Source organism: Sphingomonas sp., assembly GCF_036402235.1.
GTDB lineage: Bacteria > Pseudomonadota > Alphaproteobacteria > Sphingomonadales > Sphingomonadaceae > Sphingomonas.
The window spans coordinates 38102-52861 of sequence record NZ_DASWTG010000002.1 but is presented as its reverse complement, the minus strand read 5'-3'; the positions used below and the strand labels follow the sequence as shown (position 1 = coordinate 52861).

The window sequence follows — 14760 nt, the reverse complement described above, 5'->3', positions numbered from 1 at the left end:
CAGGGGGAGGTGTCGCGCAGCGACGGAGGGGGAGGATCCGGGCCATCAGCGTTTCGCCGCCCGCCCCCTCCGTCAGCCTGCGGCTGCCACCTCCCCCTGGCGGGGGAGGATTAGGATTTTACCCGTACACAATCCGCACCTTCCCCGCCGCCTCGGCCGCAATCCGCCGCGCCGCATCGATATCCCCCGCCAGCGCCAGCGCCACGCCCATCCGGCGATAGGGCCGCGTCGTCGGCTTGCCGAAGATGCGCAGGTCGATCTCGCCGCCCGCCACCGCCAGCGCTTCGGCCACGCCTTCGTAGCCGGGCGCCTCGCCGTCGCGATCGGCCAGGATCACCGCCGATGCCGACGGCCCGTACAGCCGCACCTCGGGCACCGGCAGCCCCAGCACCGCGCGGGCATGCAAGTCGAACTCGCTGAGGTTCTGCGAGATCAGCGTCACCATGCCGGTATCGTGCGGCCGCGGCGACAGCTCGGAGAAGATCACTTCCTCGCCCTTGACGAAGAACTCGACCCCGAAGATGCCGTACCCGCCCAGATCGTCGACCACCTTGCGCGCCATGTCCTGCGCGGCGGCGATCGCCGAAGCGGACATCGCCGCCGGCTGCCAGCTCTCCTGATAGTCGCCGCGCTCCTGCCGGTGCCCGATCGGCGGGCAGAAGCTGACGCCCTGCCGCGATCGCACCGTCAGCAGCGTGATCTCGTAATCGAAGTCGATGAACTCCTCGACGATCACCCGCGCCCGATCGCCGCGCATGTTCGCCACGGCATAGTCCCACGCCGCCTCCAGCCCCGCGGCGTCGCGGACGGTGCTCTGCCCCTTGCCCGACGAGGACATCACCGGCTTGATCACGCACGGCAGCCCGGTGTGCGCCGCCCCCGCCAGCACTTCATCGAGGCTTTCGGCATAGCGGTAGCGCGACGTCCTCAGCCCCAGCTCGACCGCCGCCACCTCGCGGATGCCGTCGCGGTTCATCGTCATCTGCGCCGCGCGCGCCGAGGGCACCACCGTAACCCCCTCGGCTTCCACTTCGGCCAGCACTTCGGTGCGGATCGCCTCGACCTCGGGCACGACATAGTCGGGCGCGTGGCGTTCGATCGCCGCGCGCAGCGCCTCGCCGTCGAGCATCGAGAACACCTCATGCCCGTCCGCGACCTGCATAGCCGGGGCATTCGCATAGGAATCGCAAGCGATCACCTGCGCCCCCAGCCTCTTGGCCGAGATCACGAACTCGCGCCCCAGCTCGCCCGATCCGAGCAGCAGGATCTTCGCGGTGAATGCCATGGGTGCCCGTTCCTTCTCGCCAGCGGTCAAGCCCCGCCACTGGCCGGAACGCAGCGGCTTGTCACCCCTTGGCGCGCAGGATGGACACCCTGCTCCCTCTTCCGTCATCCCCGCGCAGGCGGGGATCCACTTCTGGCTGACCGCTCGGCTCGATCCGCACCGCCTGCGCCAATGGATTCCCGCCTGCGCGGGGATGACGATGCCCAGAACGATCCTACCCCTTCACATTCGCCCTCACCGCCGCCTGCACCAGCGCCTTCAGCGCCTCGCCATCGACGGCATCGCCCTCGCGGAAATCGATCGCGCGCCGCGTCCCGCCGTCGAGGCTGGCGTTGAACAGCCCCTTGGGATCCTCCAGCTGCGCGCCCTTGGCGAAGGTCAGCTTGACCTTGTCCTTGTAGGTCTCGCCGGTGATCAGGATGCCGCCCTTCGACCAGGTCGGCACGCCCGAGGGATTGCTCGGCTTGCGCCACTTCACCTCCTCGACCACGTCGGGCACCGCCTCTTTCACCAGCGCGCGCAGCCTGCCGAGCATCGGCCCGCGCCACCCGCCCAGCGCTTCGATCTTCGCGTCGATCTCTCGCGAGGCCGTCGGTTCATCCGCCATGTCGCTCTCCTCTTATTCAATCCTCCCCCGCCAGGGGGAGGATCCGCAGGCTGTCGCCCTACGGCTTCCACCCCGGCAGCGCCGCGGCCTGCCGCACCCAGTCGATCAGCCGCGCCTCATCCCAATCGTCATCCTCATGGATGTGGAAGTAGCGCGTGTCCGGGTCCTTCGACTCCACTGGCGGCTTGGGCTCCAGCGACCCGCCCTTGAAGAACGCGACCTTGATGTATTTGTTGAAGCAGTGGACGCCGAGGAAGAAGGTCGTCTCGTCCGCGCCATAGAGCGGCGAGTTCCACTTCACCGCCTTGCGCACCTCCGGCAGCGCCTTCTCGATCAGCTTGTCGAGCCGCTCCCCCGCCGCACGCTTCCACCCCGGCATCGCGGCGATATAGGCCTGCACCGGCGCATCGCCCTCGCCCTTGGCGATCTGCGGGTTGCCGCCGGAGAGGAGCTTGGGCGCCTTGCTCATCCCGCGCGCCGCCGCACATAGGGCCGGAAGAACATGTACAGCCCTGTGATCAGCAGGAAGGCGAGCGGCGGCAGCGGCAGGTAATAGACCCATTCGACCGGCTCATGCCCCAGCCCCAGCATCGCGAAGATCATGATCACCACCGCCGCGAACACGATCGACACCCAGCGATGGACCACCCGGATCGGCCTGCTCAACCCCATCTGCACCCTCCTGTCGTTATGGTCTCAGCCCAGCCCCGCCAGCACCGTCTCCAGCCGGTCGAGGAAGCGCGGCCACCCGGCCCTAGCGCCATGATAAGCGAGCTTCTGCTCGGGGAGGAAGCCGGTCTGCACCATCGTCAGCCGCGTGCCCCCTGCCACCGGGGTCAGCGTCCATGTCACTACGCTGTCCAGCCCCAGCCCCGCCCAGCGATAGGCCAGCGTCCGCTCGGGCTCGATCTCCAGCACCTCGCAATTCAGGTCGCCCCATTCGGCCTTGAGCCCGAACCGGTGCCCGGCCTCGGGCACGAAATCGTTCGCCATCAGCCATTCGGCGATCAAATGCGGCTCCGTCAGCGCGCGCCAGATGCGCTCGGCCGGATGCGCGATCTCGCGCTCCACCGTCACCGTCCGCGTCTCCACGCCGGCCGCGCTCATTGGTCCATCCTGTTCAGCAGATCCTCCAGCCCGTCGATGCGCGCTTCCCAGAAGCCCTTCATCGCGCGCGCCCAGGCGTCGAGCGGGTCGAGCGCGCGCAGCTCGGCACGGTAGTGCGTCTGCCGCCCCGCCTGCCGGTCGCGCACCAGCCCCGCGCGCTTGAGCACGCCCAGATGCTTCGACACCGCCGGCTGCGACACCCCCGCACCCGCGGTCAGCCCGCTTACCGTCTGCTCGCCCTCGCGGCACAGCCGCTCGAACAGCCTGCGCCGCGTCGGATCGGCGAGCGTGCGGAACAACAGCTCGGGACCGGCGCCGCGCCCGACACATAACTCACGGGTTATCATCCCCGTCGCATAACCATCGGGTTATGGATAAGTCAAGCCGGCCGCGCCCGCGCATCGCGGCGCGCGCGGGCCATCGGCCCAAAGCAACGGGGCGGGCAGCGCCCACCCCGCGCATCTTCCGGATTACAGGCCCTCGACGGCCTTGCTGACCATGATGTTCACCGCGACGCGGCGGTTCTGCGCCTTGCCTTCGGGCGTCGAATTGTCCGCCAGCGGGTCGGCTTCGGCCATCCCGGTCGGGGTCAGCATGCGATAGGGCTTCCACCCGCATGCCTGCTGCAGATAGTTGATGACGCTGCTGGCGCGCTTCTCGCTCAGCGTCTGGTTGAACTCCTGGCTTCCCGTCGAATCGGTGTAGCCGACGACGAGCAGCAGGGCGTTGTCCATCGCCTGGGCCTGCTGCGCCGCGGCGCACAGGTCGGCCTTGGCCTGGGCCGACAGCACCGCCTTGCCGGTGTCGAAGTTCACGTTGGTCGTGCCCTTGACGTTATACTGGTCGATATCGCCCACGCGGCTGCGCAGGGCGTCCGTCGCCGCGGTCTGCTCGGCGAAGCCCTGCTCGGTGCCGGTGCGGATCATCGACGCGGTCCGCAGGTCCTTGTTCTGCAGGTTGATCTGGCTCGCCACCAGCGTATCGCCGGCCTGCAGCGTCTTGATCGTCACCGGCAGGCCGTTGAGCAGCGAGTCCGAGGCCAGCTTGTCGCGGCCGAGGCCCAGGAACCCGCCGCTCCCGCGGATCTTGGTGGCGTCGGTGACCGCGATCACCGTCTTGTTGCCGTCGGCGGTGGTGACCTGAACCTTGTCGTCGCGGCGTGCGGAGATGATGCCCTTGACCTCGGGGCCCTTGGTCATCTCGGCCGGCGCCGGCTCGGCCGTGCCGGTGATGGTCGCCGCGGGATCAGGCACCTGCTCCTGCGCCGCCAGGCCGGCCGGCACCGCAGCGCCGGCCACGGCGGCCAGCAGCAGCATTCGTGAGCTCTTGGAAAAGACACGCATCATATCACTCCTTCAAACTCGACCGGTCGGGCTTGCGTGATCGCAGCCTCGCTTCCAACCGCCGCCCCCGGGCTGGCACAACCGATCGTCAGAAACCCCCTCCATCTCGGTTCACGGGATGCGCGGCACCGATGCCGTTCACGACCCATGAACCTCCGGCGTGTTCGGATTAACCTTTCGCGCAGATGAACAGCTGCCCGACGCTGCCGGTTGTGCCGGTAATTCGAGCGCATCGCGCGCCAGACCGATGCGGAGCGGCCCCGTCCCGCCCCCGCTTCTCGCGCCCGGCGCCACCGCCAGACGCTCGAGAGTGCGGCCGGGAACAACGCGACGCGATGGTCCACGCGCCTGCCTTGCGCCGCAGCTCGCCGCGCAGCTCAGGACCGTGGCGGCCGCACGAAGCCGTCGCCGTCCCCGCCCGCCCCGGCCTGCATCCGCTCCCACGCCTCGGCCTGTTCCAGCAGCTGCCGCCGCTTCTTGCGGGCGAGCCTGTCGAGCAGCTGGGTGAGGTGCGCATCGGTCTCTTCCGGGGTGGCATAGGCCGGCCCGCGCGGCCGCGCCTTGGCCTCCGCCGCCAGCTCGATGCGCCGCGCCGCATGCGCTTCGCGCAGCAGCATGCGCAGCAGCGATTCCGAATAGCGCCGCCGCGTCCCTACCACCTCGCCGCGCACCACCACCGGCTCCTCCCAGCCCTCGACCGCGCGCTCCCACGCGACCTGCTCGAGCATCGGCGCCGATCGCTCCAGCGCCGCCGCCATGTCGCGCGCGAAGCCCGGCGATCGCTTGCGCAGCCGATAGACCGCGGTGTCGGAGATTCCCACCCGCTCGCACGCATCCCTGACCTGACCGGTCTCGGAGAGCGCGCGCAGAAAGGCCCGCCGCCGCAGCCGGCTCCACCCGTCGAAGCGCTCGTGCGGCTCGCCCGGCTCGGCCGCGGCGCCCTGCGCCTCGATCCACGCCGCCTGCTGCTCGGCCACCGCTGCATCCCACCGCGCGCGAAAGCCGGGATCGCGCGAGCGCCGCTTATAGGCCGTGGAAAGCGACCGCCCGATCGCCTCCGCCGCCTTGCGCGCCTGCCCGGTCGCCCGCAGCGCCATCAGAAAGGCGGTCTGCGTATCCGCCGTCCATCGTGAAAAAGGTTTCCGCATATCCCTCGCCCTGCTGAGTCGCATCGAGGGGAGTCCAGTTATACGGAATGCGGCGTGTAGGAAAGAACATTTTGGGAACATGGGGAGTGGGGTTTAGTTCGCTCGACCTACCACCATCAATGATCAACCCGCTGCACCCTTTGGCGCCGAGCTCTTACAGACCTGCTTAAGCTCTGGAACCTCTTTCCTAGAGAGAATTTTTGTGATTCGAAGCGAAAGCTTGCTATCAACTTTCTTAAAGAACGCAGACGACCGGAGAGCACTCTTGAATGATCCAAAGTCCTCATCATAAGCATCAACAGCCGCATCCCAGAAGGCTTCGGCAGAAGCGTCAATATATTTCTCTAGGGCCGACTTGAACTCCTTGCGAGTCATACACTCAAGCGTGATAACCTTTGATGCGAAGTCATTTCTTTTTTCGATAAGCTTCCGAGCTGCATAGCTTATCCAATAGGTACTAGTCACACCTAGCAATCCAGAGTTATCATCATCCTTTAGATCGCTCTGCAGCTTCAGGCGCTTTGCCTCTGCTAGGTTACCAACCAGCCATGCCAGATAAACATCTTTAGCCGTAATTCCCTTAAAAAATATTGTTTGATATGGCTCATCAAACAATTCGCCTTTGTTGGCAATCGCAGGAATAAGGTATTCAGGATACCCTGACGCCAAAAACTGAGCAACTTTATCTAGCTCAATTATAGCCATATCTTTACGACGCCGAGCACCTTCAAGCTTAGGGGCATAGCTCACGCCAATAGACTGAAAATCTTTTCTCAGAGATTTTTGGATATTATCAGCAGATCGCACGCTCCAAATGCGAACCGCATTCTGAGAATTATTATACCTAACAATATCAGTTCTTATATTTTGCTTAGCTGCAATCACGCGAACCAGAACTTTTGCACTAGGAGGAGCATCCGCATGAACCAAGCTTGAGGTAGTTTGGCACCCATTTACAATACTGAACCTCTTTAAGCCAACACGTCTGGGAGATTTATCCACCGTCGTGTCGATAGTATCGGCAACAATGGTGACACCATTATTTAGTGCCCAAAAAAGTCCGGGATGATCTCTAGCAGTTTTAATTATCTGCTCGTTAATCCCGCCTTTTCTAGCTCCAAGGAAAAGGCGAATGTTTCCAGCAAATAGCTCCTGCGGATATGCCTTATGCAACCTTTGCAGTTCGGCAGCACTTACAGATCCAACGATCGCCCGCCCATATTCACCCTTATCTTCAAAATAATCGGCCGCAAAATCGATATAGTCCGAAGAAACGCCTCCACCATCGAGGACAATCGCCTTATATTGCGCCGTAATTTCATCTTGGGCCGAATAAAAATAGGAAACCTCTTGGTCCCCGACTTTACTCACATTAAGAGCGTTAGTAATTTCCTCTGATTTCTGACCGAGGGATATCAGTCCTAATGTCAGAGTAAGGTCACGATGATCCTTGTTAGCACTTTCTATTAAATCTGCTAAATCCGCCCGCCCAGCGTCGCGTAATGCCTTTGGGTTTTTTAGATATGGCAAGCTGGCGAGAACGGCATCCCATTTTGATTTCGGCGTTTGCTTAGTTTGATTTTGAGGGCAGTGCGCTTGAATAACCATCAAGCTTTCGGATGCCTCGTCGATAAAAACGATATCTATGCCTTGATCGTTTCCTCCGTCAGCGGAAGCTGCGTCGAGCGCATCATCCTCGTCAACGGAATAGAAGTTAATGGCGTACCAAGCGGCAAACGCCTTCTCACGGGTTACCTGCCCACGAAACGCAAGTTCATCAATCGATGTAAGGATTTCATCCAAGGTCGGCTTCGCGGCCATTCGAACGCTCCCCAATGCTCTAAATGTTACTGTCCGAAGTGATAGCCAGGAAATCGGAAACGTCCATAGTGGGTGTCACCTCGTTACGCTGCCCTCCCCTTCCCCCCGCCCCCCTCCCCTGCTATCGGCCCTCGCGAATCTTCGCATTCGCATCACACCGGCGCGCCCGTGCGGCTCTGTTTAGCAGCCGCTCCCCCCACGCCGCTCCGGTGGCACTGAGACAAGGGAAAGGGACCCGCACCAATGACAGCCATCGGCCAGGACAGCCTCGGAACGCGCGACACGCTCACCGTGGGCGGCAAGAGCTACAGCTATTACAGCCTCGCCAAGGCCGCGGCGAAATTGGGCGACGTCAGCCGCCTGCCCTTCTCGATGAAGGTGCTGCTGGAGAACATGCTCCGCTTCGAGGACGGCGTCACCGTCACGCCTGACGATGCCCAGGCGATCGTCGACTGGCAGAAGAACCCGGTCGCGCCCGAGCGCGAGATCCAGTACCGCCCGGCGCGCGTGCTGATGCAGGACTTCACCGGCGTGCCCTGCGTGGTCGACCTGGCGGCGATGCGCGACGCGATCACCAAGCTCGGCGGCGACGCGGCGAAGATCAACCCGCAGGTCCCCGTCCACCTCGTCATCGATCACTCGGTGATGGTCGACGAATTCGGCACGCCCAAGGCGTTCGAGGACAATGTCGAGCTCGAGTACCAGCGCAACATGGAGCGCTACGACTTCCTGAAATGGGGCAGCAAGTCGCTCGACAATTTCAAGGTCGTTCCCCCGGGCACCGGCATCTGCCACCAGGTGAACCTTGAGTACATCGCCGACGCGATCTGGAGCTCGCAGGCGGCCGACGGCACCACCGTCGCCTATCCCGACACGCTGGTCGGCACCGACAGCCACACCACGATGGTCAACGGCCTCGGCGTGCTCGGCTGGGGCGTGGGCGGCATCGAGGCAGAGGCCGCGATGCTCGGCCAGCCGGTGTCGATGCTGATCCCGGAGGTGATCGGCTTCAAGCTCACCGGCAAGCTGCAGGAAGGCATCACCGCGACCGACCTGGTGCTGACCGTCACCCAGATGCTGCGCGCCAAGGGCGTGGTCGGCCGCTTCGTCGAGTTCTTCGGCCCCGGCCTCGCGACGATGACCCTCGCCGACCGCGCGACCATCGCCAACATGGCACCCGAATACGGCGCGACCTGCGGCTTCTTCGGCATCGACGACAAGACGCTCGATTACATGCGCCTCACCGGCCGCAGCGACGAGACCATCGCGCTGGTCGAGGCCTATTGCAAGGCGCAGGGCATGTGGCGCCATGACGACATGGCCGATCCGATCTTCACCGACACGCTCGAGCTCGACATGGCGACCGTCACCGCCAGCATCGCCGGCCCCAAGCGCCCGCAGGACCGCGTGTCGCTCAACAAGGTCGATGAGGTGTTCAACGGCGACCTGTTCAAGGTCTACAACAAGGAAAACGGCCATCGCGTGCCGGTCGAGGGCAAGGACCACGATATCGGCGACGGCGACGTCGTGATCGCCGCGATCACCAGCTGCACCAACACCTCCAACCCCTCGGTGCTCATCGCCGCCGGCCTCGTCGCGCGGAAAGCGCGGGCCAAGGGCCTGACGCGCAAGCCCTGGGTCAAGACCTCGCTCGCCCCCGGGTCGCAGGTCGTCACCGACTATCTGAACAAGGCCGGGCTGAGCGAGGATCTCGACGCGATCGGCTTCAACCTCGTCGGCTATGGCTGCACCACTTGCATCGGCAATAGCGGCCCGCTGGCCGAGCCGATCAGCGCGGCGATCAACGGCAACGACATCGTCGCCGCCTCGGTCCTGTCGGGCAATCGCAACTTCGAGGGCCGCGTCTCGCCCGACGTGCGCGCCAACTTCCTCGCCTCGCCGCCGCTCGTGGTCGCCTATGCGCTCAAGGGCACGGTGACCGAGGACATGATCGAGACCCCGATCGGCGAGGGCAATGACGGCCCCGTGTACTTGAAGGACATCTGGCCCACGAACGAGGAAGTCCAGGGCGTGATCAACGCCAACATCGACTCCGACATGTTCCGTACCCGTTATTCCAACGTGTATCTCGGCGACACGCACTGGCAGAAGATCGAGGTCGAGGGCTCGGCCACCTATAGCTGGCCCGCCGCCTCCACCTACATCGCCAACCCGCCCTATTTCGAGGGCATGACGATGACCCCGGCCCCCGTGGCCGACATCGTCGAGGCGAAGCCCTTGGCGATCCTCGGCGATTCGATCACCACCGACCACATCAGCCCTGCCGGCAGCATCAAGGCCGACAGCCCGGCCGGTAAGTGGTTGATGGAGCGTCAGGTTTCCAAGGCGGACTTCAACAGCTACGGCGCGCGCCGCGGCAACGACAACGTCATGGTCCGCGGCACCTTCGCCAATATCCGCATCCGCAACGAGATGGTCCCGGGCGTCGAAGGCGGCATGACGTCGTACAACGGCGAGACCATGCCGATCTATGACGCGGCGATGCGCCACAAGGCCGACGGCACCCCGCTGGTGATCGTCGCGGGCAAGGAATATGGCACCGGCTCGTCGCGCGACTGGGCGGCGAAGGGCACAAATCTCCTTGGAGTCCGGGCGGTCATCACCGAAAGCTTCGAGCGCATCCACCGCTCGAACCTGGTCGGCATGGGCGTTCTCCCCCTCCAGTTCGCCGAAGGCGTCGATCGCCAGACGCTCAAGCTCGACGGCAGCGAGACCTTCACCATCCTCGGCGTGTCGCAGCTGCGCCCGCGCCAGGATGTCGAGGTCAAGCTGACCCGCGCCGACGGATCGAGCGAGACCTTCCTCACCCGTTGCCGCATCGATACCGTCAACGAGCTGGAATATTTCCTCAACGGCGGCATCCTGCAGTACGTGCTGCGGAACCTCGCCAAGTGAGGACAGGGCGCAGGCAGGCGATCGCCGGGGGACTGGCGATCGCCCTGCTTGCGCCGTACGCGGCCGCGACGGAGAGAAGCAACATGTTCGGATTGTTGGGAAAAATGCGCGCCCAGCCCGGCAAGCGCGCGGAGCTCATCGCGATCCTGCTTGAGGGCACCGGCGGGATGCCGGGCTGCAAGGCCTATATCGTCGCCGAGGACGTCAAGGAGCCCGACGCGATCTGGATCACCGAAGTGTGGGACGAGGCCGAGAGCCACAAGGCCTCGCTCCAGCTGCCCGCGGTGCAGGCCGCGATCGCCAAGGGCCGCCCGCTGATCGCCGGCTTCGACAGCCAGGTCGAGCTCAACGTCGCCGGCGGGGTGGGGCTTTAGGTCTTTCCTCAATCCTCCCCCGCCAGGGGGAGGTGGCGTCGGAGGGGAGGACTCCTATCGCTCGCTCACCGCAGACCGCCCCCTCCGTCAGCTGCGCTGACACCTCCCCCTGGCGGGGGAGGATTAGTAGCGGAATGTGATTGCTCCCGGCAGCTTCACCGCCGCGCGATCGGCGCGATCCGGTCGGCCAGCTCGTTGCCCCGCACCACCAGCGCATCGCGCGACCAGTTGCCGACGAAGGTCGTGCGCTCCTTGAACGCGGGCGAGAGCCACGCCTTGTTGCCCTCGATCACCAGCCCCGCCGAGCTGTGCTTGGGACCTTCCGGTGCCACCGCGATCATGGTCGAGTAATTGTCCTTGTTCGGCCCCTGCTCGAACGAATTGCCCGCGATCCGTCCGGTCGCGCCGTTCGAGATGTCGATCGCGTAATTGGTGTTGCGGCCCTGGCTGTCGTCGAAGCTCGAATCAAGGATCTCGATCCGCGGTGCACGCACCTTGACGTAGTGCCCGCCGGTTCCGCGCTCGAACCGCGACTGGACGATGCGCAGCGAGCCATAGTCGCCAATGTACAGCGCATGCGCGCCATTGCCGGTCGGGTCCTTGCCAAGGCCGGCGAAGGTCGAGCGCTCGATCGTGATCCGCCCCTGCGGGAAGCTCGCGGTCAGGATGCCGCACTGGCCGTCGATGAACATCGCGTTGGCGACATGGAGGTCGCCGGTCTCGAGCCGAATCCCCGCGCCGTTGCCGTCCTCGACCAATGTGCGCATGAACACGATGCCGTCGACCTTCGCCCCGCGCCCGCGCAGCACCAACGTCGCCTTGCCCTCGCAGATCGCACGGTCGAACACCGCCTTGCCCGGCACTTCGGAGACGAAGCTGATCTCGCCTGCCTCCTGCACCGCGCAGTCGCCATAGCGGCCCGGCGCGATGCGGATCGTGCCGCGCCCCTCGCCGATCGCCGAGACGGCCTCCTGCAGCGAGCCATAGGACCGGCCGCTCTCCTGCACGGTGAACGGCGCGCCCTGCCCTTGCGGCAGCGCGGGCGCAGTGGTGGCGAGCAGGGCGGCAAGAGCGAAAGCGAGACGCATGCGAAGACTCCGCGGAGGTTTCGCGGGCTTATGGACCCCGAGTTGTCACTACGCCCTTAATCCTCCCCCGCCAGGGGGAGGTGGCAGCCGCAGGCTGACGGAGGGGGAGGACGGAAGCGAACCATCGATAGCGCGTCGCCGCCCGCCCCCTCCGTCGCGCTTCGCGCGCCACCTCCCCCTGGCGGGGGAGGATTGTTACCTGTCACTCCACTGCCGCTTCCAGCTCCTCCGCCAGTGCCGACTTGATCGCGTCCACGAACATCGGGATGTCGCCGGGCTTGCGGCTAGTGATGAGGTTGCCGTCGATCACCACTGCCTCATCCACCACGGTCGCGCCGGCATTGGCGAGATCGGTGCGCACCGAGGGCCAGCTCGTCACGCGCCTGCCGTCGAGAATGTCGGCTTCGGCGAGCAGCCACGGCGCGTGGCAGATCGCGGCGACCACCTTGCCGGCATCGGAAAACGCCTGGACCAGCTCGACCGTGCGCCGGTCGAGCCGCAGCCTGTCGGGGTTGCCGACCCCGCCGGGCAGGACGAGCGCATCGAAATCGTCGCTGTCCATCTCCGCGACCAGTGCGTCGGGCGTGATCGTCGCGCCCTTCTCGCCGCTGCGCTCGCCCTGGATCGGATCGCGCGCGAGCGACGCCAGCGTCACCTTTGCGCCCGCATCCAGCAGCGCCTGGCGCGGCTTCATCAGCTCCGATTCCTCGAACCCGTCGGTCGCGATCATCAGCACGCGTGCCCGCGAGAGGTCGGCCATCTCGTTTCTCCTTGGCTTTCAACCTCTCAACCGGTGCACCGCACGCCGGTTCCGGAACGATGCGCCGGGACGCGCATTCAAAAGGGCATGAAGCGCGGCCTGCGATATTGCGACGACAGCCGGCCGGGCATCACGCGGCGCAAGATGCGGCGCGGCTGGGGCTATTGGGACGCCACGGGCAAGCGCATCACCGACCGCGACGAGATCGAGCGGCTGAACGCCGTCGGCCTGCCCCCGGCCTATACCGACGCCTGGTACTGTCCGCACCCCAACGGCCATCTCCAGGCCACCGGCATCGATGATCGCGGGCGCAAGCAATACCGCTACCACCCCGAATTCCGGGCCGCGCAGGAGGCCGCGAAATATGACCGCTGCGCCGCCTTCGGCCACCTCCTCCCCAAGCTGCGCGCGCGCATCGAGGCCGATCTGCGCAAGCGCTCGCTGTCGAAGGAGCGCGCCGTCGCCGCAGTCGTCCGCCTGCTCGACCGCGGCCATGTCCGCGTCGGGAACGAGGGCTATGCGAAGGCGAACAAGAGCTTCGGCGCGACCACGCTGCGCAAGCGCCACGCCAGGCTCAAGGGCGGCGCGCTGAAGCTGCAATATCGCGCCAAATCGGGCCAGCTGCGCAACCTCACCCTCACCGATGGAAGCCTGCTCAACTTCGTCAAGAGGTGCCAGGACCTGCCAGGCCAGCATCTGTTCGGCTGGCTCGACGAGGCCGGCGAAGCGCGCCCCGTGACCTCGACCGACGTCAACGACTATATCCGCAAGGCGATGGGGGACGAATTCACCGCCAAGCATTTCCGCACCTGGGGGGCGAGCGTGATCGCGTTCGAGGCGCTGGCGGATGCGGACGGGCATATCGGCCTCAAAACGATGCTCGAACCCGTGACGCGGGCGCTCGGCAACACGCCCGCGATCGCGCGCAAATCCTATGTCCATCCCGATCTGGTCGCGCTCGCCAAGGATCGCGAGGCGCAGGCGGCGTTCCGCGACACCCTCGCGCTGCCGCGCGCGACCCGCTATCTCAGCCGCGCCGAACGCGGCCTGATCGCCTTTCTCGAAAGCGCCGGCGTCACTGCCAGCGCAGCCTGACCTCCCGCAAGGAATCCCGATGACCGTCAGCAACACCGCTGCCGCCGCCCAGAAGACCGCCATCGACAAGGGCGAGCTCGTCGAGGCGCAAGCCCGCGCCTTCTTCACCGACAGCATCACCTGGCTCCAGAGCCATTGGCTGCAGATCCTGATCGCCGCGGGCATCGCCACCGTCATCTTCTTTGGCCTCCACATGCTGCGCCGCTGGGGCATGAAGCTGTGCGAGAAGTCGGAGGGGCCGGCCGGCTGGGGCACGATCCTCGGCCGTGCGGTCGCGCGCACCGGCAACTTCTTCATCGTCATGGTCGCCGCGCGGCTGGTCTCGGGCTACGCCAGCACCCCGCCGACGCTCGACAAGACGATCGGCTTCCTCTTCACCGTCGCCGCCGTGTTCCAGGCCGCGCTGTGGGCGCGCGAGATCATCCTCGGCGCGATCGAGAAGCGCACCGAGAGCGAGAATTACCAGGGCGAGGCGCTGCTCTCGGCGCTCGGCCTGATCCGCCTGCTCGTCACCTTCGCGCTGTTCGCGATCGCGCTGGTGGTGGTGCTCGACAATCTCGGGGTCAACGTCACCGGCCTCGTCGCCGGTCTCGGCGTCGGCGGCATCGCCATCGGCCTCGCCGCGCAGGGCATCTTCGCCGACCTGTTCGCCGCGCTCGCGATCATCTTCGACCGCCCGTTCCGCCGCGGCGACAACATCGCCTACGACCAGACCAAGGGCACGATCGAGGCGATAGGCCTCAAGTCCACGCGCATCCGCGCCTTCACCGGCGAGGAGCGGATCATCGCCAACAAGCAGTTGCTGGACAAGGAGATCCAAAACACCAGCCTGCGCGACCATATCCGTATCGCGCTGCCGGTCGGCGTCGCCTACGAGACCCCGCCCGAGACGCTCGAGCGCATCCCCGCGATGCTGCGCGAGATCGTCGAGGCGGCGGGCGCGAAGGTGGCCCGCGCGAGCTACAATGCCTTCGGGGCGAGCTCGGTCGATCTCGTGCTCGAATTCGACCTGCCCGGCAACGACTGGGATACCGCCCACGCCACCCGCGATCGGGTGATGATCGGCATCCTGCGACGTTTCGCCGCGGAGGGCATCACCATCCCCTACCCTACCCAGACCACCTTCACCGCCGCGCCCGACGGCACGCTGATCTATCCCTATCCGGACGAGCAGTGGCCCGGCCGGGCCGGCAAGGATCAGGCCGGGTAGGGCCGA

At 65.5% G+C, this 14760-nt stretch carries 15 protein-coding genes; 4 read left to right on the top strand and 11 right to left on the bottom strand.

Annotated features, from left to right (window positions below; genetic code table 11):
* Positions 1-118: 118 nt before the first annotated feature.
* The 9 genes from purT to VGD28_RS00315 all read right to left on the bottom strand — a co-directional run bounded on the left by purT (position 119) and on the right by VGD28_RS00315 (position 7311).
* Positions 119-1285 (bottom strand): formate-dependent phosphoribosylglycinamide formyltransferase, encoded by a 1167-nt coding sequence (gene purT, locus VGD28_RS00355; RefSeq protein WP_331026336.1) that lies wholly within the window; start codon positions 1283-1285, stop codon positions 119-121.
* A 214-nt stretch (positions 1286-1499) separates the two neighbouring features.
* A complete protein-coding gene (locus VGD28_RS00350) occupies positions 1500-1892 on the bottom strand; it encodes a DUF1801 domain-containing protein (protein WP_331026335.1) in 393 nt (130 codons plus the stop codon).
* 58 nt (positions 1893-1950) lie between these two features.
* On the bottom strand, positions 1951-2361 hold the full coding sequence (locus VGD28_RS00345; protein ID WP_331026334.1) for a DUF1801 domain-containing protein: 411 nt from the start codon (positions 2359-2361) through the stop codon (positions 1951-1953).
* Positions 2358-2564, bottom strand: a complete 207-nt coding sequence (locus VGD28_RS00340) for a hypothetical protein (protein ID WP_331026333.1) — start codon at positions 2562-2564, stop codon at positions 2358-2360. Before VGD28_RS00340 ends, VGD28_RS00345 begins: the two co-directional genes overlap by 4 nt.
* Positions 2565-2588: 24 nt before the next feature.
* Positions 2589-2999, bottom strand: coding sequence for an SRPBCC domain-containing protein (locus VGD28_RS00335; protein WP_331026332.1), 411 nt, complete (start codon positions 2997-2999; stop codon positions 2589-2591).
* On the bottom strand, positions 2996-3346 hold the full coding sequence (locus VGD28_RS00330) for a metalloregulator ArsR/SmtB family transcription factor (RefSeq protein WP_331026331.1): 351 nt from the start codon (positions 3344-3346) through the stop codon (positions 2996-2998). The genes VGD28_RS00335 and VGD28_RS00330 overlap by 4 nt, the downstream gene beginning before the upstream one ends.
* A gap of 123 nt (positions 3347-3469) precedes the next feature.
* The gene (locus VGD28_RS00325; protein WP_331026330.1) at positions 3470-4342 is read right to left on the bottom strand and encodes an OmpA family protein; all 873 of its coding nucleotides are present in this window, start codon (positions 4340-4342) and stop codon (positions 3470-3472) included.
* 377 nt (positions 4343-4719) lie between these two features.
* On the bottom strand, positions 4720-5490 hold the full coding sequence (locus tag VGD28_RS00320; RefSeq protein ID WP_331026329.1) for a hypothetical protein: 771 nt from the start codon (positions 5488-5490) through the stop codon (positions 4720-4722).
* 123 nt (positions 5491-5613) lie between these two features.
* Complete coding sequence (locus VGD28_RS00315; RefSeq protein WP_331026328.1) at positions 5614-7311, bottom strand: AIPR family protein; 1698 nt, start codon at positions 7309-7311, stop codon at positions 5614-5616.
* A 243-nt stretch (positions 7312-7554) separates the two neighbouring features.
* On the opposite strand from VGD28_RS00315, the gene acnA reads away from it, so the two are divergent.
* Positions 7555-10227, top strand: a complete 2673-nt coding sequence (gene acnA, locus VGD28_RS00310) for an aconitate hydratase AcnA (protein ID WP_331026327.1) — start codon at positions 7555-7557, stop codon at positions 10225-10227.
* Positions 10228-10310: 83 nt separating this feature from the next.
* A complete protein-coding gene (locus VGD28_RS00305) occupies positions 10311-10601 on the top strand; it encodes a putative quinol monooxygenase (RefSeq protein ID WP_331026326.1) in 291 nt (96 codons plus the stop codon).
* 155 nt (positions 10602-10756) lie between these two features.
* On the opposite strand, the gene VGD28_RS00300 is transcribed toward VGD28_RS00305, so the two are convergent.
* Together VGD28_RS00300 and VGD28_RS00295 are read right to left on the bottom strand one after the other, a co-directional pair.
* Positions 10757-11689 carry a right-handed parallel beta-helix repeat-containing protein gene (locus VGD28_RS00300; RefSeq protein WP_331026325.1) on the bottom strand — a complete coding sequence of 311 codons (933 nt, stop codon included), beginning with the start codon at positions 11687-11689 and terminating at the stop codon, positions 10757-10759.
* A gap of 202 nt (positions 11690-11891) precedes the next feature.
* Positions 11892-12449, bottom strand: a complete 558-nt coding sequence (locus VGD28_RS00295) for a type 1 glutamine amidotransferase domain-containing protein (RefSeq protein ID WP_331026324.1) — start codon at positions 12447-12449, stop codon at positions 11892-11894.
* Between the two features lie 87 nt (positions 12450-12536).
* Here VGD28_RS00295 and VGD28_RS00290 point away from each other — a divergent pair, with 87 nt between their 5' ends.
* Positions 12537-13544, top strand: coding sequence for a DNA topoisomerase IB (locus VGD28_RS00290; protein ID WP_331026323.1), 1008 nt, complete (start codon positions 12537-12539; stop codon positions 13542-13544).
* Positions 13545-13563: 19 nt separating this feature from the next.
* The gene (locus VGD28_RS00285) at positions 13564-14754 is read left to right on the top strand and encodes a mechanosensitive ion channel family protein (RefSeq protein WP_331026322.1); all 1191 of its coding nucleotides are present in this window, start codon (positions 13564-13566) and stop codon (positions 14752-14754) included.
* Positions 14755-14760 lie beyond the last annotated feature (6 nt).

Coding starts and splice junctions, on each gene's coding strand:
- purT (WP_331026336.1), bottom strand. CDS start 1,285: ATGGCATTCACCGCGAAGATCCTGCTGCTCGGATCGGGCGAGCTGGGG.
- VGD28_RS00340 (WP_331026333.1), bottom strand. CDS start 2,564: ATGGGGTTGAGCAGGCCGATCCGGGTGGTCCATCGCTGGGTGTCGATC.
- VGD28_RS00295 (WP_331026324.1), bottom strand. CDS start 12,449: ATGGCCGACCTCTCGCGGGCACGCGTGCTGATGATCGCGACCGACGGG.
- VGD28_RS00320 (WP_331026329.1), bottom strand. CDS start 5,490: ATGCGGAAACCTTTTTCACGATGGACGGCGGATACGCAGACCGCCTTT.
- VGD28_RS00345 (WP_331026334.1), bottom strand. CDS start 2,361: ATGAGCAAGGCGCCCAAGCTCCTCTCCGGCGGCAACCCGCAGATCGCC.
- VGD28_RS00325 (WP_331026330.1), bottom strand. CDS start 4,342: ATGCGTGTCTTTTCCAAGAGCTCACGAATGCTGCTGCTGGCCGCCGTG.
- VGD28_RS00335 (WP_331026332.1), bottom strand. CDS start 2,999: ATGAGCGCGGCCGGCGTGGAGACGCGGACGGTGACGGTGGAGCGCGAG.
- VGD28_RS00315 (WP_331026328.1), bottom strand. CDS start 7,311: ATGGCCGCGAAGCCGACCTTGGATGAAATCCTTACATCGATTGATGAA.
- acnA (WP_331026327.1), top strand. CDS start 7,555: ATGACAGCCATCGGCCAGGACAGCCTCGGAACGCGCGACACGCTCACC.
- VGD28_RS00350 (WP_331026335.1), bottom strand. CDS start 1,892: ATGGCGGATGAACCGACGGCCTCGCGAGAGATCGACGCGAAGATCGAA.
- VGD28_RS00290 (WP_331026323.1), top strand. CDS start 12,537: ATGAAGCGCGGCCTGCGATATTGCGACGACAGCCGGCCGGGCATCACG.
- VGD28_RS00330 (WP_331026331.1), bottom strand. CDS start 3,346: ATGATAACCCGTGAGTTATGTGTCGGGCGCGGCGCCGGTCCCGAGCTG.
- VGD28_RS00305 (WP_331026326.1), top strand. CDS start 10,311: ATGTTCGGATTGTTGGGAAAAATGCGCGCCCAGCCCGGCAAGCGCGCG.
- VGD28_RS00300 (WP_331026325.1), bottom strand. CDS start 11,689: ATGCGTCTCGCTTTCGCTCTTGCCGCCCTGCTCGCCACCACTGCGCCC.
- VGD28_RS00285 (WP_331026322.1), top strand. CDS start 13,564: ATGACCGTCAGCAACACCGCTGCCGCCGCCCAGAAGACCGCCATCGAC.